The organism is Bacteroides luti, from assembly GCF_900128905.1.
In the GTDB taxonomy this organism is placed as follows: domain Bacteria; phylum Bacteroidota; class Bacteroidia; order Bacteroidales; family Bacteroidaceae; genus Bacteroides; species Bacteroides luti.
Genome location: NZ_FQTV01000001.1, coordinates 322,387 through 342,219 on the forward strand (window position 1 = coordinate 322,387; position 19,833 = coordinate 342,219).

Sequence of the window (19,833 nt, forward strand, 5' to 3'; positions counted from 1 at the left end):
ATGAAAAAGCAATATAAAGAATGGATCAATGAAGCTTTAAAAAGAAGCTATGTAAAATATCTGCTAATTTTATTTGCAGGACTAGCATTAGGATGGCTGTTCTTCCATTCATCCGACAGTAAGGATAAGGCAGAGACCACTGCAAAAAAAGAGGTGCATGAGCATAAACATACCATCTGGACCTGCTCCATGCATCCACAGATTAAAATGGATAAACCCGGCCAGTGCCCTATTTGCGGTATGGATCTAATCCCTTTGAAAGATAGCGGCTCTTCCAGTGACAGCAGTGCTACCATTGATCCTAATGCCGTACAATTATCCGAAGAGGCTTTGGCACTGGCTAATGTGCAGACTTCGATTGTTGGCAATGATAACAGGGCGAAAGATTTACGACTTTACGGAAAGATTCAACCGGATGAGCGACTGATGCAATCGCAAACAGCTACGGTAAGTGGTCGTGTGGAGCGCCTTTGGGTAAATTTCACAGGAGAATCTGTCAGAAAAGGACAAACGCTTGCTTCCGTCTACTCTCCGGAAATTTACACAGCCCAGCAAGAATTACTGGAGGCAGCACGGATGAGTAACTCTCAGCAAAAGGCCTATTTGCTGGATGCTGCAAGAGAGAAACTGCGTTTGTGGAATCTAACCGATCAGCAGATTGCTGCGATAGAGAAATCTGGAAAGACCTCTCCTATCGTTGAGATAAAAGCAACCACAAGTGGCAAGGTTATCGCAAAGCAAGTAAATAAGGGCGATTACATCAATCAAGGTTCCGTACTTTTCCAGATAGCCGATTTATCTCGTGTATGGGCTGTTTTTCAAGCCTATGAAGGAGATCTGCCATTCCTTAAACCAGGAAACAAGATCGATTTCACCCTTCAGGCCATTCCGGGGAAAGTCTTTTCCGGTAAGGTATCTTTCATCGATCCGGTAATCAATCCCTCTACCCGCACAGCAGGCATAAGAGTAGAGATAAATAACAGCGATGGCAAACTAAAGCCGGAGATGTTTGTAACCGGCAATGTAAAGGCCTCATTGGCTAAGAGTAAAGATCAGCTGGTTATTCCACAATCGGCAGTACTGTGGACCGGTAAGCGTTCTGTTGTTTACGTTAAAACACCTGGCACCTCCGTACCTACCTTTACCCTGAGGGAAATAGAATTAGGTCCGTCGCTTTCGGGTGCCTATGTAGTGCTCAGCGGACTAGCATCGGGCGAAGAAATAGTAACCAACGGTGCTTTTGCCATTGATGCCAGTGCGCAGCTGGATGGCAAGCAAAGCATGATGAATCAAGATAAACCAGAGAATAAAAAGACTAACAGCATGCCAGGAATGGACATGTAATAAGAATCAGTAAGTTATTTACCAATTAAATAATAAAGAATATGAAAACAAGAATGATTAAATTGAGTTTAGCTACTCTTATTTTAGCTATTGTAACAGCTTTACCAGTTAAAGCAACAGTTCAAAGTCCCAATAAAGCAAAGACTACAGTAACAGCTCCGGCTGCCAAAACGAAACACGTGCAGATTCCTGTTAAAGGGAGCTGTGAGCTGTGTAAAGCACGTATTGAAAAGGCTGCCAAGAGTGTAAAAGGAGTAAAAATGGCAATGTGGGAACAGAAAAGTCAGACATTACATCTGCAGTATGATCCGGCAGTGGCCACTCCTAAGAAAGTAATGCAGGCCGTTGCCAAAGCCGGTCACGATGCCGGAACGGTTAAAGCAACCACTAAAGATTACAAGGCTTTACCAAGCTGTTGCCAGTATAAAAGATAAACTTTATTGATAGTTTAATAACAAGAGCCTCTCTTTATTTCAAAGGGAGGCTTTTATTATTTCTTCCCGGCTATTTTAATTTATCAATCTATCAGAAAATTTATATTTTCATCCGTACCACGATAACAAATCTTATACTTTCTTGAACAACTATTCTTATTGTCAGATGTTTAAATTGATGGTAAACGAGTTTAGATTTTACTGTAAAATCATCAATAATATAGTAAAAAGGAAGTATATGTCGGTACAAAGAAAACATACCAATCCATTCACTTTTCTGATTCTTGTTCTACCTTATGGAATATGTGGCGGTTTTGTCACTGTTACATTACCCTACCTGCTAGTACAAAACGGATTTTCAGTTGCTTCTGTAGCTATAATTAGCTCATTAGGTCTATCTTCCAATGTGTTGCGTTTTCTTTGGGGACCAATGACCGATTTAACTCTGAACTTACACAAATGGTATATTTTAGGGGCTATTTTCAGCTCTATTACCTTATCCCTGTTTTGTTTCATTCCTCTTACTCTTAATTTCAAAGCAATCATAATGACCTTGGTTTTTGTTTCTCTGGTTGCATCTACATTTGTGGTATCTCCCGTAGGAGGTTTTATGGCTAAAACGGTAAAGAAAGAGAGGATGGGCATGGCATCCGGTTGCTCCCAGGCTGCCAATTTAGGAGGAACTGGCCTCACTGGAGGTGCCGGCTTATGGCTCTCCACTCATTACTCGGTTCAAACTGCTATTCTGGTACTCGCTTTTGCTATACTTTGTTGTTCGTTTGCCCTTTATTTGGTTCCACAGGTTAAAGCTGTATCAAATGAAAAGATTCTGGAAAGAACAAAACTTATAGGCACTGCCATTAAGGAACTTATTCATTCTCCTTTAGCACTGTTTTCTTCCCTATTAGTCTTTACACCAATTGGAGTTGGAGCTGCTCAATCTATTTGGTCGTCCGTAGCAAAAGACTGGCAGGCTGGTCCTGATACGGTGGCACTTGTTACCGGAACAATAAGCGGATTTATAAGTGCATTTGGCGGACTTACCGGAGGTTTCATTTCTGATAAGTTTGGCCGGTGGATTGCTTATTTCGGTTCGGGGGCAGCATTGGCTGCAATAACGTTTTTAATGGGAATTTCCCATTATGTGGCGTCAACATATACTATCGGTGTATTAGCCTACGCTTTTATGTGTGGTGTAAACTACGCCGCCTACTCAACAATTGTTTTACATGTCATCGGACATGGCCTTGCTTCTACCAAGTATGCATTACTTTCCTCCATTGGCAACATTCCTCTTGTTTGCATGGTTGCTATTGATGGATGGATTCATGATTATTACAGTGTAAAGATGATGCTTTTCGGAGAAACACTGATAGGATTCTTCTTCATACTCGTTTTTCTGCTTATTATGAAGCATTATAAGATACACAAAATCAGTGTATAAAAGCGGAAAAAGTATGCTAAATAATAATAACTACCTAATGGGTTATTAATCTAATTCTTTACCTGATTGTTATATAATTTGGCATGATTTGTATTCCTTTCATCAGCATATTTGTCTGAGGATTAATAATGAAGGAATAATCAAAATCATTACCTCAAAGACGTTGCCAAATCTACACTTTGGCTAAATAGTAATTTAAAGCACTCTCAATTTAGTTAATGTCAATTTCCAATTAAACGAAATATGCATTGACTTGATTTTTAATCAAAGTATCTTCGAGTTGCGAAGATTAATTTTCTTTTAAATTGAATTAAAAAAAATGAAGAAATCGAATCTAATTAAAATTCTGACAGGCTTAATTTTCAGTTTGCTTCTGTGCGGTTGTTGTAATCAGAAAAAAGATGTAGTTGATTTTAAACTATTTGGCGATAAAATTCTGAAAGCATTTAACGCTCATGACGCTACTGCCTTAACTAAATTTTATTCCGATGATGCCATCTTATTCGATGTAAAAGGAGATGAAATGGTTCGTGGAAAGGCAGCAATAGAAAAATATTACGCTGAATATTTCCGTGCATTTCCCGATGTAAAAATGGAGTACGCACAAATTATCGCTTCTGGCGATCAGGTTTGTTTTGAGATTGTAATGAGAGCAACCTTTACCGGACCGCTTGCCGGGCCAGAGGGCGATATTAAGCCAACAGGTCTTAAAAGTGTTACTAAAGCAGCATTTCTGGCTAAATTAACCCCGGAAGGACTGATCAAAGAAGATCGCACTTATTATGATGAACTCAATTGGATGAAACAGCTCGGTTTAATTAAACAAAATGAAAAAAAATGAGGAAGTCTCTTTGATTCCTTGCAACAAAGATTTATTCCTGATTAACAAGGCTATTGAACAGCAGAAATAATCCTTTGTAGTATTTGGTAATAGAAAACTTTCCAATGAGGAAAAGTCTCTTAATATTACAAGTCCCGGCTGCAAATTCCAGACAAATTATAACTTTCAAAGGAAAAATTAATCCAGTAGCTTTTTATCTGTTTTCCGGATTCTTTCTTTTCTTCTGTTCAATTCTGGCCACAACGATTTAGCAAAATCAGGATAACCAAATTTATAATAATATGAAAAAAGCATTTATTACATCAGTAATTGCCCTGCTTCTCATTTTATGTTCAAACGGAATGCAGGCGCAAAGCAGCCAAAAGAAACTCAATCAGGTAGAGTTGCTTAAAAAGTTCATTGGTACCTGGAAAGGCGAACTAGGAAAAGACTCAATAGGCTGGTCGGAGATTTCTCCTTTCGGAGAAATTTCCATAGTTGGCAACTTTAAAATTGAAGTTAAAGATAAGATAGTCTATCAGATGAAGAGTATATTTGGATATGATAAAAAATCAGATAAAATATACTCAGTGGATCTAGAAAAGAAATCTGGTACAATGATTTTTTATCAATGCGAATTTATCTCGGATAATGTATTGAAAGCAGTTGTAATAAAGGATATTACGAATCCTAACGTTGCAAGTGGTAAGGTTTATTACGAAGAGTTTAAAACTCCCGATGTGCTTGTTGAAAGTGTTACAGAACACAATCAAAAGACATCAATCACATTTAAACGCATAAAATAGTAATGCAGGCTGTTGCCAAAGCCGGTCATGACTCCGGGACGACTAAAGTAACCTCTAAGGCCTACAAAGCTCAGCCAAGCTGCTGCCAGTATAAAAGATAAGCTTTATCGAATATAACAAGAGCCTCTCTTTATAGTGAAGAGGGGCTTTTTTGTCTACAAAATATTTAAATAAATGTAGGTCGAATTTCAGGTTATTAAATCTTCACGTCCAGAATATCATTGATATCAGTAGTAAAGCTTTTCGAAAGCTTCTCCTGCTTCATCTTCCATACTTTAGTATCCTGAGCAGCCAGATGTATTTTCCGAGAGCCATATTTAGTGTTCAATGTATCTATAGCTTTCATTAAAGGTTCATGTTTAGGATCCGAGTTAAAGAAGAGCGACCTTTGAAGATTAGCTTCCTGAACAAAATCCATGAGCACCACCCCTGCCCTTTTATAAAGAAAACCTTGCTTAAATATCTTTTTTAATCCTTCACTCGCAAATTTAACCAACTCCAATGAAGAAGATGTAGGAAAAGGCAATTTCACCACAATGCTATTGTTATATCGCTCAAACGGTTCCCGGAACCTACTTGTTTCAATAAACACAACGATGGCCTGACACATAGAGCACTGCTTTCTTAACTTCTCAGCACTTATCACAGTAAATGTAGCAATGCGTTCATTCACCTCATCAAAAGTTCTATACTCATGCTCAAAAGTTCGTGTTGTGGCAATACTCTGCTTATTCTCTGCAGGTTCCATATCAATGCGAGATATACCATTCAGTTCATCGAGCAACCTAAGCCCCACAATCGTCATATTCCTTAGCACCCATCCCCTGTCTAGCATAGCAAAATCAAGCCCCGTGTTTACCCCTATTGCCCTCAGCTTCTTAGCATTTCTACGTCCTATGCCCCACACGTCCTCAACAGCAATCCATTTCAAAGCCTTCATCCGCTTCTCTTCAGAGTCTATCACATAACTGCCCTCCGTCCTGTCGGGATACTTCTTTGCTATCCTGTTTGCCAGCTTGGCCAAAGCCTTTGTAGGAGCCACGCCCACGCTAACCGGAATGCCCGTCCACTGAAGCACCTGTTTACGCATCTTCACCCCGTAAGCATGCAAATCTTCTTCAATGCCGGCTAAATTGAGAAAACATTCGTCAATGCTATACACCTCCTGTTCCGGCGAATAGCCCGAAAGAATGCTCATCACCCTGTGACTCATATCACCATAAAGAGTGAAATTGGCAGAAAACACCGCAATGTTGTGTTGCTCGAAAGTGTACTGATACTGATAGGCAGGCGCCCCCATGGGAATACCCAAAGCCTTGGCTTCATTACTTCGTGCAATAACACACCCGTCGTTATTGCTGAGAACAACAACAGGCCTGCCAATAAGAGCCGGGTTAAACACCCTTTCACAGCTGGCATAAAAATTATTGCAGTCAACCAGAGCAAACATCACATCTTTCTAATAGCGTAGGTAACAATACCCCAAATCATAAAATTATTATTCTCATTCACTTCAATGACAGGGAAATCAGCGTTCGAAGGAATAAGCATGCACCGAGTCTTCTCAATCTTAATCCGCTTCACGGTAAACTCACCATCTACAAAGCATACAGCCATTTTCCCATCGGCAGGTGGTAAGCTCTTATCAATGATAAACAGATCCCCATCACTCAGATCGGATTCCATCGAAGTACCATTTGCCCGTGCAAAAAAGGTAGCCTCCGGATTCTTTATAAGAATATTATTCAGGTCGATAGACGCAGCCACAAAATCATCCGCAGGCGAAGGGAATCCCGCTTTTATATTGCCAACAAACGGAATCTCGAGCATTTTACTCGTATCTGCCGGATATATTTCCAGTTGTCTGAATATTTTTTCTTTCATCGGTTCACATTACTTGTTTTTGCAAAGTTGCACAGAAAACATGGTTTATCAATATTTGATTGGCAAATTAACAGATCAAAAATAAGATTTTTAGAATGCATACAACAACTTTGTGCCTAAATTATTATTAATTAAATAGTTGTGAATTGCTTTCAAAATTATACCTTTGCTATACAAGCAACAACTAGTTCAACTATGATTAAAATTGATCAACTTTTCATCATTGCTTCTTATTGAAAGTTAAGTTGGTTAACGTTAGGTATTGTTTGAAATTTACTTTTTAAAACGTCTATTCTTGTAAGTAGTTCCGTAAAAGAGATAGAATCGCCATATATAAAATTATCCTGCATATCTTTATAATCTTTTTCCCAATCATTTTTTAAATGTTCTGGAGGATTAAAGTCTATTATTTTCGGATGGTGTTTATTGTAATCAACATATTTCAAATTATAAAATTTAGAGCGATGCTCTACAATACTTTCATAGAGTTGACCATCATTAAGTGCATCAGTTGCGAAATCAGTATCCATCAATTTTTCAAGATCATACAGATGACGGCTCATTCGTAAAGATCGAGGGTTTTCTTTTTGAAATTCCTCGCTTAATAAGAATGCTTTTTCCAAGAAAGTACGAGTAGGTAGCACAGTTTTAATAATAGACTTTGTTTCGTCATCTTCGTCAGGAAAAGAATCATAAATAAGAGATTTTATATCTTTTTGCTCGCTAGGTTCTGACATTGAGAGGCAACTAATCTCAATCTTGATTCTTGGTTTAATATAATCATGACTGCTTTGAAGAATTGTATCATATATAACATGAATTTCAGTAGGGTCCTTATCGCTATCTATGAGCTTATCATTACCTAAATCATCTTTATATGTAGTAATATTCTCTATCGTATAATTTTTTATTTCCATGAGGTCTAATTGTTCTTTTAACTCGACCGATAATTCTTCATGGATATATTTTCGGGAAGCCTTTCTTAATTTATTTATACCTTTTTTGGGTGTCAAATCAATTTCGAAACGACTCTGATCAATTGCTATATCTATATCTTCACTAAATCTTTGGATTAGATTCCAACCCTTACTAAGAGAGGTTCCTCCTTTAAAAAGAAGATAATCTGCACAAGATGTCTGAAAAAGGGCTTTGAGAGTCACAGTTACCCACCAATCTTTCTCTACCGCATCCATAGGAATTTCAATATTTTCTGCGGTAAGTTGTAGTAACTGTTTTTGTTCTTCTTTAGAATGTTTTTGCCAATTATTCATGTATTTGTTCATTAATGATTTGTGATAGTAGTTTTTTTATCCAAAGTGGTGCTAATTGCAAATCGTTTTTTATTGTAGATTCTTCTTGATTATTCATTAATAAGTCACGAATCGTATACATATGTTCATTTGTAACATTTTCTTCTCCTATGCTTTTTAATGCCTGTACCAAAAGAGACATTATTTTCCCTTTATAAGCAAAATTTTTAGGAACACTCCTACGAAATGTTATTTTACGCTTTCCAATATTAATGGTTCTACTGGAACCAGTTGTAATATACACTGCATTCATAGGGACTTGAGTCGATAAACCCAATAGATTCATAGCCGTGCTTCCAGTTGGCATTATTTGAGCCTGATCTCTTTTTGCTATAGCATTAACTATTGTCTCCGTATCAGGATATATAACACCAAATCTGCTTTGTATTGGTTTAAAATAAATCCCATTAGAAAGCCTTGATATTTTACCTAACTTTTCTAATTGAGATAATATTTTTCCAACTACCTCATCATTGTTAAACTCTGAAAAGTCGCTAATAAAAAACAAGCTACCCGGTTCACTTTCTGAAATCCGACTCATTATTTTACCTGTAAGTGTATTTTTTACTAATTTCATTTTAAGATTATTTAAGTCTGATATTTCTGCAAAAATACAGATAATTAAGCATAAATCCAATATTTAAGATTATTTAAGTCTGATATTTCTGCAAAAATACAGATAATTTAAAAATAGTTTCAAATTCTGGTTATTTCTTAGAGGAACATCATTTGTTATAAAAAATCAGGAGAAGAAAGGTCTTATCTATAGAAGTACATTTCAGGATAACAAAAGATATGTATTTCTGCCTGTAAATTCGAGGCTTTTAAGTTGTGAATTGTTTTCAAAAAATTATACCTTTGTTATATAAGCAACAACACTGGAAGTATAATTATAATATAAAATAAAGTAATGCATACTGATCTTAAATTTAAAACTTATGCTATTGTAGCCTTGTTGAGTGTCTTTTCGCTCAACGGCATGGCTCAATATAGCGTGCAATGGAAATATTCCACTCAAAGCGGTATTTATTCATCCCCCGTAGTTGATGGCAATGCCGTATTTGTTGGGTCCAATGATTCTTGCATGTATTCCCTGAATGTGCTAGAGGGTAAACTTAACTGGAAATTTAAAACCTGCGGAGAAGTTAAGTCCAAACCGCTTGTCTACAAAGGAAACCTCATTTTTAATAGCACAGATGGTTTTATATATTCCATAAATAAACGCACAGCACGCCAAAACTGGAAGGTGCAAACTGCTGGCGAGAAAAGACTCGATATATGGGATTACTATTTATCTTCACCTGTTTTTGCCCACAATAAAGTGATTGTAGGTAGCGGCGACGGTTGTATTTATGCATTAAATCCCCAGTCGGGTAATTTGTGTTGGAAATTTCAAACAGGAGGTATTGTCCATGCTACCCCGCTAGTTGTTCACGATAAAGTTTTTGTAGGCAGTTTCGACGGCTATTTTTATGCGCTGAATCTGTCGGATGGTAGTTTAATCTGGAAATTTAAGACAAAGGGAAACAAATATTTTCCTATAGGCGAAATTCAGAAGGGAGCAACTCTCTACAACCATTCGGTTGTATTTGGATGCAGAGATTACTTTATGTATTCGCTGAACATCGAATCGGGTAAACTCAACTGGAGTAAGGAAGAAACCAATAGCTGGATTATTGCTGCACCACTATTGGTTGATGGTTTGCTGTGCTACGGAACGTCGGACTCACACCACTTTCAGCTTATGACGGCTGCAACCGGAGAGATAAAAAAAACATTTTCATTGAATATGAGAGTATATGCCGAAGCCATTTTGTTACGCAATCAGGTACTATTTGGCTGTTTTAACGGTAAATTATATCAGGTAGATCTTGCTTCGAACACTATCCGGGAAGTATTTCAGACGGATGGTAGCAAACTGAATTATCATAGTGTGTACAATGAAGATGGAACATTTAGAGCCGACTTCAAACTATATGGTAACGACTATGTTGCATCCGAGAAACAAATACTTGGGTTGGGCTCCATTCTTTCTACCCCTTGCATTGCCAATGGAATGATTTACCTGGGCGATTCTAACGGGTGCTTCTATGCAGTGCGGGTATCAGTTCCTTAGATGTATTATTTTATAATTTATTGGCATCTTGAAATTCCTTCAACTCTTTATCTGTCATTTGCACAAAAATAGAAACGCCATAAACATCTTTGTTATTACGTTTTAAGCCTAATGGATAGACTGCACAGAAAGAGGGATGTACACCTAAATCCCAGCCTGTTATTTGCATATAAGAACCATCTACCAGCAATATCACACTTCTTGGTACCCCCTCATATCTACCGTTAAATGTGTATGACTGAGTATCGGAAAGCATAGAGTTTGCTTTTGAGTCATCTTTTCGATAAGTTGTAATTTTATTCCCCTCTGTAAAATAGAAATTAGCAGGATTAATACCATAAACATTCTTATAAAAATCGTCAGGAAGCCTTTTCCCACTCTCGTCAATCTCCCAGGTTCCATAGTTTTTCCATCCATGCCCTGTAACCATCTTCTCAAAATTCTCCTGACTAATTCCGCCACCATCTCCAAAGCACCTGCCTTGATTGTCAAATACATAATTACCAGTATGATTATCCAAACAAGTTTCCCATTCCGAATACAACGATTCGTCTTCTTTATCAGAACAACCCGTAATACCAAGTACAGAGAAAATGACTAAAAGTAGTCCAAAATTAAATTTAAAGCCTTTCATATTTTAATAATTTAAATTACTGACCGTGTTTATTATTAAATGAAAATTTATTCAAAATCTTGCATAACGACAAGACTTTTTTTATTAAAATAATTTCTTAGCCCCATTAGTGTACAATGAAGATGGAACATTCAGAGCCAACTTTAAACTATATGGCAACGATTATGTTGCATCCGAGAAACAAATACTTGGGTTGGGGTCCATTCTTTCTACTCTTTGTATTGCCAATAGAATGATTTACCTGGGCGATTCTAACGGATGCTTTTATGCACTGCGGGTGTCTGTTTCATAGATGTTTTTAGTATATGCTTTCTGGGAGCCATCTTTAGTGTTCAGTTTATCTATAGCTTTCATTAACGATTCATGTTTTGGGTGTCGAGTTAAAGAAGAAAGATCTTGAAGATTTTCTATTCAACAAACTCTTTAATGTAATGATAATCTCTTTCTAAATTAAAATTCATATTTGCAAATCCTTCTTCCTTACTAATGTATTGTACCTTTCCTATTTCTTCGTCATTATTATATGAAGCAATCCAAGGATCGAAAATATAAGCATTCAAATCCGGACGATTAATAAAACTAAAAATAAGATATCTATTCTCACCTATATTCTTATAATATAACTCTTTACCAACCCCAGAAAATAGTCCAACCTCATCAATAACCTTCTTCATACCCCATTCATTGAACTTTTGTAAAAGTTCATCTCTAAGATATTCCGACTTATAAACATTATCATATTTCATCTTATAGTTCTGAATATATTCTTTCGATAATTTACAGAAATCTATACCTCTATCCGTTATTACATATTTTTGATTCTTACTTTTCGGCTTATCCGGCAAAGTCATTTCTAGAAAATTTGTATTAAGCAGCGGAGCTATATATTTATCGTAATTTTTAGTATGTGTACTTAATCCCAATAGATTCATGATATCTTTTCTACTTTTTGGAACAATACAAAATTCGAGAATCTTATATTGATAATTGCTATCATAGTCACTATCATAGTCACTATCATAGTCACTATCATGGTTACTTTTGGGTTTATTAGTTTCTTTAAACTGAATTTCTTCAGCTAAAGTTGAAACAAATTCTGTAACACTAAAGGCAGTCAACAAATTTAAATTAAATATAGCTTTGCCATTTCCATTTTCTTCCAACTCTTTTTGAACCCGAATTATTCCACGATTAAAACGATTTACATACCCCAACACCTTCATAGCTTCTGCAATGATAGGATTACGATAGTCATTTACATCTGGAAAATTTTCTGGGCGAGCTTTGCCATAAAGGTTACCTGGATTTGCAATCTCTATATGATCAACATATTTATAGAACTTAACCGGTGCATTTGTTTGATAATCTCGATGCATAATAGCATTCATCAACAATTCACGAGTAGCCCAATAAGGATAATTAAAAACTATTTGCTCTCTTAATGCACTTACCGGAACAGGACGACGATTAACAATACTTGTGTCTATAAACTGATCCAGCTTTGATAGTATCTCACAAAGATTTCCCGCGAATTTATATTCTTTCAGAATATCAGCAGCAGCATTAATACCATTAAATTCTACATACTGAGTATAAGCTCCCGGAAGAAAACGTTCCGGTCTTTTCCCAAACATTAATATCCCTGCATTAGTAGGACTATTGTATCTGCTCTCAAAAAAACCAAGAGATTCTAGCTGAGCTTTTACGTCTCTTTTATCCTCTGCCAAAACATCTGCATCAATAGCCTTCGGAAGATACAAAGATTTAAAAAGCTCAGTATTCAGATCATCTAGCACAGCACCAAAACATGGTAGAGCATCAAAAGAATTTATATTAGACACTCTTTTTTCTATTAATATTCTTTCTTCTGCTTCATTAGCAATAGCCTTTCGTGGCCCTACCCTAATCCAAATTCTACCTTTATAACGAATTGGTGTAAAGTCTGAAGGTTGTATTTCTGCAACAAGTAATTCTCCTTCTTCAAATGCAAATTTTGTAACAGTTATTGCTGGCTGAGGCAAGACATTTCCATCAGCACGAATTCCAGCTATATTACGCATCAACTCATCTGTAACTTTTAGCCCGGACAAAGAACCATCATCATTAGCTCCAATAATCAAAAATCCAGATTGTTTACTATCCGGAAGGTCATTAGAAAAAGCACAGACAGCCTGACAAAATTTATCAGTATTTGTTGTGGACACAGTTCTTTCTATTCTATCACTCTCCAGATCGTTCAGCAATATTTTTACTTCTTCGTTTGTCATTATATTATTTGTCGCTTAATGGTAAATCATTTATTGTCGCATCATTTCTCATAGCCACTATTTTAGCCACCAAACAAAATTAAGGTGTTAATTTATTTAAATCTTTTGTATTGGTTTTCACTTCTTCGGGTACTGATACAAGTTGTTCTGTAGAAGCAACCTGGTAAGTTAGCTTTTTCTTTACTAAAAACCATCATAATGGCCAGGTTTATCTTTCCAGAGCAAACCCGTTATACACTTGTTTTAGTCATACAAAAAGCTTCAAGTAAAACATAGCCTACTCCCTCCGCTGTAATGGAATGTTCTTAATATACTTTGATTTTTTCTTCAATTTCCTTATAAGATGGTGTTGCCATTACTATTTTGTGTAATTATCTAAAAATGCGTTTAAATCCACTTTTACACGGTTTATTCGAATTACAAAGATAAAAATATTTTTAACTTATAACAACTTATTCAGTAGTAATTTCTTTAAAAAAAATCAATTAAACAGTATATCCAATAATCCATTCACCAATAAAAAAAAATCTTTGCTCTATGAAATAAAATTATTGTTGAATAGAATCCAGACTAAATGTTACATTCCCAAAAACGAAGAAAGAGAATTAAGGAGCCAAAGGTTTATAAAAAAATGCTGGAAGCAGATCATGATGAAAAAAAACATTGAACTTACATCTGCTCAAACCAATATAATCTGAAATACTCTGGGAGCTCCTAAGCTTTTAAACGAAACCACTCGCGAGATCTTTAAAGTCAATCTTATTGTTAGCATTTATCAATCTGCCTAAACCGGTTATTTTATTCGAAAAAGGAACAATTATCTGGTTTATATTTTAATATAAACTAATATTTAATATTATTTATTCTGTAACACTTCTATGTCCCTGATAAATTTTTCTTACACGGCAATTAACTTATAACCAAACAGTTACAAAGAAAAAAATGTGGCCCCTTTTGGTCCCGTTTTTTAATTGCATAAGTTCAATTATATTCTTTTTTTTATTGGGATTTACCACCTAAAAACATCATATCACACAATTCACACTATTTACACACATTTACACATCATTTTACACGTTTTTTTGGAGCATCTATGCAGAAAATGTACTTTTGCCATCGTAAAAAACAAGGGATACTATTGGTTCATCCAACAAATACGTAGTTGCTATACAAAAATAAATTGGTAAATCATTAAACACATACCGTTATGCTGAAAGATTACTTTATTCGCCGGGAACTGATAAAGGGATTGAGCAAGGCATTGGGCACAACTGTAGATATGACGATATATACGGAAAATGTGATTGCCAACACACAAGAGCTACTTTACAGCCTGTGCAGGGATGTAGCATGGAATAACACGCTTCGCAATATGGAAACGCTGATGAAAATTAACATCAACCCGCACACCTTGCGCAGTGAACAATCTACTCCAGAGGAATGGACTGAGGCGCAGGACACAGCTCGCAAACTCACCTCTCTGCCTATAATGATTGACGACAGCTCGTCCATGAGTATTGACTCCATTCGTGTACAGGCTTGCTTCCTTAAAAGCTGCGGAAAGTGCGATATAATCTTTATCGACTACCTGCAATTAGGTGATATGAAGAATCATAGCAAGGAGAACCGTAACCGCGAACAGGAAGTGGCTATTGCTGCCCGTAAGGCGAAATTGCTGGCTAAGGAGATGAATTATCCTGTAGTGTTGCTCAGTCAGCTAAACAGAGAGGCAGAAAACAGGTTTGCCGGACGTCCGCAGTTGAGCGACTTGCGCGAGAGTGGTGCCATTGAGCAGAATGCGGATATTGTGTTGTTGCTCCATCGCCCGGCATTATACAAAGTTGCAACCGACAAGGAAAGCGGCTATCCTACTGAGGGGCTAGGCATTCTAAGTATTGCCAAGCACCGTAACGGGGAAACGGGCAATGTGTATTTCTCGCACAACAAGAGTATGACGAAGATTAGCGATTACGTGCCGCCTATGGAGTGGTTGATGAAGCAGGCAAGATAATTGTAATATAATTTATAAAATAGGATGTAATTTTTTTGCAAATACAAAAAATAATATATACATTTGCATAAGAAACGAAACAAAACACCATTAAAGGTATTATAAATACCCAATTACACCTAACCAGAAATGAATAGAAGAGTGATATCACTCTTCTATTTTTTTACAATAACCCCTCATTCCCTCCCAATAAAACTGACAATAATATATAATACATTTTTTCTTCCGATTGTATATATATGCAAACACAAACAAAACAGAGTAATATCGCCTTGAGATAAATTTCTAAGGCTCACCCAGATGATCTACAATTACTTTAACCTGGCGTGGCGTATAAATCCTATTACGGTGATTGTATTCCAAAACGGAAAGCTCGGCTGTTAGCTGACTATTGCCGGCTATCCAGCGGGCAAGTGTGCGCAAGGCTCCGGGAATAGTCATGTGCGGATTGTAAAGACATGCCAGTTCTACTTTGGTATATGCCCGGATTTTAAATTCTTCTGCTGTTTTTATCATAGTCTTTCTTGTTTTTCTTCCTGTAAATTTACCAATTTTTGCCCGTTTAACCAAGTTTTAAAGGTAATAAAACGCATAATAATTGTAATTAATTAGAACCAATTACACCTAATACACTCTACTGTTTCCGTTCACCCGCCACACCCTATCTTTGTAGTGTTAACAAGAAAGGATAAGAGCTCTTTACCACAGTATTAATCAACTAAAAATGTAAAGAAAATGAGTGTAAAGTATTCAGTCGTTATGAGAAAGAATCCGGCTAAATCATCAGAACCGGGAAAGTATTACGCACATGCACAGGCGTATGGTGAAATGGATTTCGATTCGCTTTGCGAAGAGGTAAACGGACGATGTACCGTAACCCGCGCCGATGTGGCTGCAGCAGTGGAAGCGATTCTGGAATCGATGAAAAAGGCTTTGGCCGAGGGTAGAATTGTTCGCCTGGGTAACTTCGGTAGTTTCCAGATTGGTGTGAGAAGTAATGGTGCCGTAAAAGAAGATGAGTTTGTATCGTCTATGATTCGCGGAACCAGAATCAGTTTCCGTCCTGGTAAGTTGCTCACCAATATGCAAAAAACGCTTGCATATACGCAGGTAGCCAAGCTTCCGGTAAAGGTAACCAATGGTGGTAACGAGGTGGGATAGTCAAGACCTGTAGCTTAGGAAAAGAGTACTCTGTGTTACCAACAGCGATAACCAAATAAAACTGTTGGTGCACAGGTACTTTTCTAAGTCCGCATTGATAAAGAACATCCGGTAAATTCCGGGACTCTTCCTAAAAGCGGGGCAAATAAAAAAGCAGCAAATCGGTAAACCAGGGAGGCTATAGAATCTTGCTACCATCCATTGCAAAGCAGATAAGCACAGTAAATAGGTGAAGCAAAAAGGTTGTATACCTTGTAGCTGCTTTTAAACGCACAATAAGCACAGCAAACAAGCAAACCGGAGAGGTTTCTCTCATACAAGAGAGAGCCTCTCCTACCTCAAATCAGTTATTAATCAACAAAAACAAGAAAAATGAAAATTTTAGATGGCATAATAAACATTCTGCAAATGGTACTTCCTTTTCTGAAAAAGAAGGATGCCAAGCAAGTGCAGGATTTCACCGAACTGGTAAAGAGTCAGTTCGACTACCTGATGGAGCAGGTAACCCGCTTTGAGAAGGATTACTTCGAACTTTCCGAGAAAGTAAGGCAGATGTATCAGGAGATGATTACTTTGAACGCGCAACTAAACACCGCTCTAAAAGGACAATGTTTGGTAACCAGCTGCAAGGACAGGCAATAGTTACGGCACAGGAAACAGAATTACGGCATTTATAGATTTAGAAAACCCTGTTAATAAGGATTCCAGAATCAAGATTACGGCAGTCGTAAATAAATTACGGGAACGAAATATAAATAACGGCATTTAGGGATTCAGAATGCCTTTGTTTACAGGGTTCCCGGAATGGAATTACGGCATTAGTATTTTAATAACGGAAACGGAATACAAATTACGGCAATTAGAGATTCAGAAAGCCCTGTTAATAGGGATTCCAGAATCAAGATTACGGCAGTCGTAAATAAATTACGGGAACGAAATATAAATAACGGCATTTAAGGATTCAGAATGCCTTTGTTTATAGGGTTCCCGGAATGGAATTACGGCACTAGTATTTTAATAACGGAAACGGAATACAAATTACGGCAATTAGAGATTCAGAAAGCCCTATTAATGGGGAATTAAAACGAAGATTACGGCATTTTAAATAAAATAACGGCAAAACAAAATGAGAGAAATTAATTTAATTGTAATTCATTGCTCGGCAACGAGAGTGGATAGAGATATCACCGCACAAGACATTAATTCAGCTCACAAGGTAAGGGGATTCAGTTCCTGGGGGTATCACTACTACATCCGTAAGAACGGCAAAGTGGAACCAATGCGAAGTCACGATGAAGTTGGAGCGCATGCTCGAGGATACAATGCAAAGTCTCTGGGCATCTGCTACGAAGGCGGACTGGACACCAACGGCAAACCGGCTGATACTCGCACATTGTCTCAGCAAATTGCACTACACGCTCTGGTAAGCAAGTTACTCAAAGAGTTCCCCGGCAGCAAGGTAGTAGGTCATCGGGATTTAAGTCCGGATAAAAACTACAACGGCATTATTGATCCATCTGAGCGTGTGAAAGAATGTCCCTGTTTTAACACAGCCGACGAAACGTGGGAATAAAACGAATGGGCTATCCAGAAGTGATAGCCCATTTTGCTTTTGTTTATTTCGCTAAAAAATCGCTATCTCACCATTGCTAAAAAACAACAATATAGTTATTAATTTGAACTATTTTTATTACACTTGTAGCGAAAAAAGATATATAGCACCAAAAGGTATCTAATTATTGATGTAACAGTGGCATATATCATACATAAGACAACCTTTCAAGAAAAATATCCAAGTGTTATTCTTAAATATAAAATGTATCGAAAAAAAAATTCCAGGTTTTAAAATAATTAATTTATGAATTCTAAAATAAGTTTTAGTAAGGGTGTCTGGATTATTTCCATATTGACATCTATTGGTATCATTGCTTGCCTCATTTTTTTAGGGAAGGATATTTTCCTGCAAAAGGGTTCTCATGATATTATCAATATTATATTATTTTTTCTAGTCATATTAGCTTATATTTCAAGTTTATATTTCATGCCAATAAGTTTGCTCCTAACGAGCGATAAACTTGTGATACGATGTTTAATACATAGAGTGTACATTCCGCTATCAAATATCGCTGTAATTGAAACTGCACAAAAATATAAGGATTTTACAGATATTAGAGTGTTTGGAATTGGTGGATTATGGGGTTATACAGGCCTTTTCCGTAACAAGGGGGTTGGTAAATACATTGCATACATGGGCAATCCTCAACAGGCGTTTTATATAAGGTTGAAGTCTGGAAGAAACTACTTGGTGAGTTGTGACAATTATTTAATATTCTTAGCAAAGTTATCAAGTCTTACATCTAAATCTGACGTAGAATAATTGGAACGCCCTCTTATTAGATAATAGATAATATTGAATTCCTAATCAGAAAGTATAAACCAGACTGGCTGTTGTACCTTTTACTGATAATTTAAGTTGTTTTCCTGCCTTGTGATGGTATACAATTGATGCAATGGTACATCCAATAGTTGCTCCCAAACAGACAGCACCAATAGCCAATGCATTAACGGCTCTATGAGAAGAAAAATGGTCATAAATATACTTAGAACAGCCAACGACTCCTACCCCAAAAACTACTGCTGCAATTCCGTAATTTGTAGATTTACGCTTGTATCTTTTTGCTAAAGCATCATGATCGATAATAATTGATTGGGAGGACGCCAGGCTATCCTTGGTTACAACAGCATAATTTTCTTTCAAGAGAACTCCATCCGCCATCCCGCAAATGCATTGTATATCTGTTCCGTTTAAGTTACCAGGTAAGGTTATCTCTGCAATTAGCGACTTATCATTTGCCGGCATTGAAGTTGATAATGTATCGGCTGTATCAGTACAGACCTTGACCGGCGAGGCTCCCTGCGCTTGCAAACTTAAGGATAGAAACAGACTAATTGTTACAAGTAAAAATTTCAGATTTGTACATCTTTTCATAGTATAATAGATAATAATTTATGATTTTCTAAATATAGATAATTATAATTGGCGCTAATCATTCCATTCATTATTTTTAACATATAATTTAAAACAATGTAAATATGCTATTAATAGAGAACATTTTACCTCATCAGCAAAACATTTAATGTTTTTTCTGTCACGGATAATGTTTTATATAAAACAATGAACATTTTATGCAAATTGTATATTTTAATAAGCAGTATTTTTATCCATTAATCTGTTTTATATAGAAATAATATATTCCAAATAATATGATTATAGAAATTACATTTGAACATAAAAATTCCAAACCACACGAACTGTGTGATGGAATCCATACAGCAGTAATTGAGACAGGTAATTATAGAGGAATTTATGTAATGAAAGATACTGACCCCGATTTTTTTGATTCGTATTCAGTAAAAGCTGTTACTGCGGGGAATGATATGCAACTGAAAACTATAATTACGGGCCTAAATAAACTCACGGAAGAAGCTAAAACTGATTTTATTAATCAGTTGGCAGAGTTATACAACAACAAAACTATACATGGAAAAATACATATTGTGTACTAAATAATTTGCTTAACACCTGGATGCTGATTGAGGCA

The 19,833-nt window shown here is 36.6% G+C and carries 18 protein-coding genes and 2 pseudogenes; 12 read left to right on the top strand and 8 right to left on the bottom strand.

Going from position 1 to position 19,833, the window contains the following annotated elements; translation table 11 throughout:
• From BUC21_RS01355 to BUC21_RS01375, 5 genes and pseudogenes are all read left to right on the top strand, one after another.
• A pseudogene (locus BUC21_RS01355) lies at window positions 1–1,335 on the top strand (efflux RND transporter periplasmic adaptor subunit); the annotation flags it as partial.
• A 50-nt stretch (window positions 1,336–1,385) separates the two neighbouring features.
• On the top strand, window positions 1,386–1,778 hold the full coding sequence (locus BUC21_RS01360) for a heavy-metal-associated domain-containing protein (RefSeq protein WP_245797039.1): 393 nt from the start codon (window positions 1,386–1,388) through the stop codon (window positions 1,776–1,778).
• 238 nt (window positions 1,779–2,016) lie between these two features.
• Window positions 2,017–3,222, top strand: a complete 1,206-nt coding sequence (locus BUC21_RS01365) for an MFS transporter (protein WP_073398718.1) — start codon at window positions 2,017–2,019, stop codon at window positions 3,220–3,222.
• Between the two features lie 319 nt (window positions 3,223–3,541).
• Window positions 3,542–4,063 carry an ester cyclase gene (locus BUC21_RS01370; protein ID WP_073398719.1) on the top strand — a complete coding sequence of 174 codons (522 nt, stop codon included), beginning with the start codon at window positions 3,542–3,544 and terminating at the stop codon, window positions 4,061–4,063.
• A 281-nt stretch (window positions 4,064–4,344) separates the two neighbouring features.
• Window positions 4,345–4,848 (top strand): hypothetical protein, encoded by a 504-nt coding sequence (locus BUC21_RS01375; protein WP_073398720.1) that lies wholly within the window; start codon window positions 4,345–4,347, stop codon window positions 4,846–4,848.
• Between the two features lie 196 nt (window positions 4,849–5,044).
• Here BUC21_RS01375 and BUC21_RS01380 read toward each other — a convergent pair whose 3' ends face one another.
• The 4 genes from BUC21_RS01380 to BUC21_RS01395 all read right to left on the bottom strand — a co-directional run bounded on the left by BUC21_RS01380 (window position 5,045) and on the right by BUC21_RS01395 (window position 8,619).
• Window positions 5,045–6,298, bottom strand: a complete 1,254-nt coding sequence (locus tag BUC21_RS01380; protein ID WP_073398721.1) for a Y-family DNA polymerase — start codon at window positions 6,296–6,298, stop codon at window positions 5,045–5,047.
• Window positions 6,298–6,732 (bottom strand): LexA family protein, encoded by a 435-nt coding sequence (locus tag BUC21_RS01385; protein WP_073398722.1) that lies wholly within the window; start codon window positions 6,730–6,732, stop codon window positions 6,298–6,300. Before BUC21_RS01385 ends, BUC21_RS01380 begins: the two co-directional genes overlap by 1 nt.
• A gap of 230 nt (window positions 6,733–6,962) precedes the next feature.
• Window positions 6,963–8,003 (bottom strand): nucleotidyl transferase AbiEii/AbiGii toxin family protein, encoded by a 1,041-nt coding sequence (locus BUC21_RS01390; RefSeq protein ID WP_073398816.1) that lies wholly within the window; start codon window positions 8,001–8,003, stop codon window positions 6,963–6,965.
• Entirely contained in the window at window positions 7,996–8,619 is a 624-nt protein-coding gene (locus BUC21_RS01395; RefSeq protein WP_073398723.1) for a DUF6088 family protein, read from the bottom strand. The genes BUC21_RS01390 and BUC21_RS01395 overlap by 8 nt, the downstream gene beginning before the upstream one ends.
• Before the next feature lie 333 nt (window positions 8,620–8,952).
• Between BUC21_RS01395 and BUC21_RS01400 the strand changes: the two genes are divergently transcribed.
• On the top strand, window positions 8,953–10,158 hold the full coding sequence (locus tag BUC21_RS01400; protein WP_073398724.1) for an outer membrane protein assembly factor BamB family protein: 1,206 nt from the start codon (window positions 8,953–8,955) through the stop codon (window positions 10,156–10,158).
• Window positions 10,159–10,168: 10 nt separating this feature from the next.
• On the opposite strand, the gene BUC21_RS01405 is transcribed toward BUC21_RS01400, so the two are convergent.
• Entirely contained in the window at window positions 10,169–10,792 is a 624-nt protein-coding gene (locus BUC21_RS01405) for a hypothetical protein (RefSeq protein WP_073398725.1), read from the bottom strand.
• A gap of 407 nt (window positions 10,793–11,199) precedes the next feature.
• A complete protein-coding gene (locus BUC21_RS16745; protein WP_073398726.1) occupies window positions 11,200–13,059 on the bottom strand; it encodes an RNA-binding domain-containing protein in 1,860 nt (619 codons plus the stop codon).
• A gap of 1,393 nt (window positions 13,060–14,452) precedes the next feature.
• On the opposite strand from BUC21_RS16745, the pseudogene BUC21_RS01415 reads away from it, so the two are divergent.
• A pseudogene (locus BUC21_RS01415) lies at window positions 14,453–15,070 on the top strand (DnaB-like helicase C-terminal domain-containing protein); the annotation flags it as partial.
• Window positions 15,071–15,355: 285 nt separating this feature from the next.
• Here the strand turns inward: BUC21_RS01415 and BUC21_RS01420 are convergent.
• Window positions 15,356–15,586 (bottom strand): DUF4248 domain-containing protein, encoded by a 231-nt coding sequence (locus tag BUC21_RS01420; RefSeq protein ID WP_073398728.1) that lies wholly within the window; start codon window positions 15,584–15,586, stop codon window positions 15,356–15,358.
• Between the two features lie 219 nt (window positions 15,587–15,805).
• Between BUC21_RS01420 and BUC21_RS01425 the strand changes: the two genes are divergently transcribed.
• From BUC21_RS01425 to BUC21_RS16255, 4 genes are all read left to right on the top strand, one after another.
• On the top strand, window positions 15,806–16,231 hold the full coding sequence (locus BUC21_RS01425) for an HU family DNA-binding protein (protein ID WP_073398729.1): 426 nt from the start codon (window positions 15,806–15,808) through the stop codon (window positions 16,229–16,231).
• A 372-nt stretch (window positions 16,232–16,603) separates the two neighbouring features.
• Window positions 16,604–16,873: a hypothetical protein gene (locus BUC21_RS01430; protein ID WP_083547531.1), complete on the top strand. Its 270-nt coding sequence runs from the start codon at window positions 16,604–16,606 to the stop codon at window positions 16,871–16,873.
• Window positions 16,874–17,357: 484 nt separating this feature from the next.
• Entirely contained in the window at window positions 17,358–17,804 is a 447-nt protein-coding gene (locus BUC21_RS01435) for an N-acetylmuramoyl-L-alanine amidase (RefSeq protein WP_073398730.1), read from the top strand.
• Between the two features lie 285 nt (window positions 17,805–18,089).
• Window positions 18,090–18,608 (top strand): PH domain-containing protein, encoded by a 519-nt coding sequence (locus tag BUC21_RS16255; RefSeq protein WP_073398731.1) that lies wholly within the window; start codon window positions 18,090–18,092, stop codon window positions 18,606–18,608.
• Window positions 18,609–18,653: 45 nt separating this feature from the next.
• Here BUC21_RS16255 and BUC21_RS01445 read toward each other — a convergent pair whose 3' ends face one another.
• Window positions 18,654–19,220 (bottom strand): hypothetical protein, encoded by a 567-nt coding sequence (locus BUC21_RS01445; protein ID WP_139261181.1) that lies wholly within the window; start codon window positions 19,218–19,220, stop codon window positions 18,654–18,656.
• A 275-nt stretch (window positions 19,221–19,495) separates the two neighbouring features.
• On the opposite strand from BUC21_RS01445, the gene BUC21_RS01450 reads away from it, so the two are divergent.
• Window positions 19,496–19,798 carry a hypothetical protein gene (locus tag BUC21_RS01450; RefSeq protein WP_073398733.1) on the top strand — a complete coding sequence of 101 codons (303 nt, stop codon included), beginning with the start codon at window positions 19,496–19,498 and terminating at the stop codon, window positions 19,796–19,798.
• Window positions 19,799–19,833 lie beyond the last annotated feature (35 nt).

Bases quoted from the DNA above. Each gene is read 5' to 3' on its own strand.
- BUC21_RS01360 (WP_245797039.1), top strand. From the start codon at position 1,386: ATGAAAACAAGAATGATTAAATTGAGTTTAGCTACTCTTATTTTAGCT.
- BUC21_RS01365 (WP_073398718.1), top strand. From the start codon at position 2,017: ATGTCGGTACAAAGAAAACATACCAATCCATTCACTTTTCTGATTCTT.
- BUC21_RS01370 (WP_073398719.1), top strand. From the start codon at position 3,542: ATGAAGAAATCGAATCTAATTAAAATTCTGACAGGCTTAATTTTCAGT.
- BUC21_RS01375 (WP_073398720.1), top strand. From the start codon at position 4,345: ATGAAAAAAGCATTTATTACATCAGTAATTGCCCTGCTTCTCATTTTA.
- BUC21_RS01380 (WP_073398721.1), bottom strand. From the start codon at position 6,298: ATGTTTGCTCTGGTTGACTGCAATAATTTTTATGCCAGCTGTGAAAGG.
- BUC21_RS01385 (WP_073398722.1), bottom strand. From the start codon at position 6,732: ATGAAAGAAAAAATATTCAGACAACTGGAAATATATCCGGCAGATACG.
- BUC21_RS01390 (WP_073398816.1), bottom strand. From the start codon at position 8,003: ATGAATAATTGGCAAAAACATTCTAAAGAAGAACAAAAACAGTTACTA.
- BUC21_RS01395 (WP_073398723.1), bottom strand. From the start codon at position 8,619: ATGAAATTAGTAAAAAATACACTTACAGGTAAAATAATGAGTCGGATT.
- BUC21_RS01400 (WP_073398724.1), top strand. From the start codon at position 8,953: ATGCATACTGATCTTAAATTTAAAACTTATGCTATTGTAGCCTTGTTG.
- BUC21_RS01405 (WP_073398725.1), bottom strand. From the start codon at position 10,792: ATGAAAGGCTTTAAATTTAATTTTGGACTACTTTTAGTCATTTTCTCT.
- BUC21_RS16745 (WP_073398726.1), bottom strand. From the start codon at position 13,059: ATGACAAACGAAGAAGTAAAAATATTGCTGAACGATCTGGAGAGTGAT.
- BUC21_RS01420 (WP_073398728.1), bottom strand. From the start codon at position 15,586: ATGATAAAAACAGCAGAAGAATTTAAAATCCGGGCATATACCAAAGTA.
- BUC21_RS01425 (WP_073398729.1), top strand. From the start codon at position 15,806: ATGAGTGTAAAGTATTCAGTCGTTATGAGAAAGAATCCGGCTAAATCA.
- BUC21_RS01430 (WP_083547531.1), top strand. From the start codon at position 16,604: ATGAAAATTTTAGATGGCATAATAAACATTCTGCAAATGGTACTTCCT.
- BUC21_RS01435 (WP_073398730.1), top strand. From the start codon at position 17,358: ATGAGAGAAATTAATTTAATTGTAATTCATTGCTCGGCAACGAGAGTG.
- BUC21_RS16255 (WP_073398731.1), top strand. From the start codon at position 18,090: ATGAATTCTAAAATAAGTTTTAGTAAGGGTGTCTGGATTATTTCCATA.
- BUC21_RS01445 (WP_139261181.1), bottom strand. From the start codon at position 19,220: ATGAAAAGATGTACAAATCTGAAATTTTTACTTGTAACAATTAGTCTG.
- BUC21_RS01450 (WP_073398733.1), top strand. From the start codon at position 19,496: ATGATTATAGAAATTACATTTGAACATAAAAATTCCAAACCACACGAA.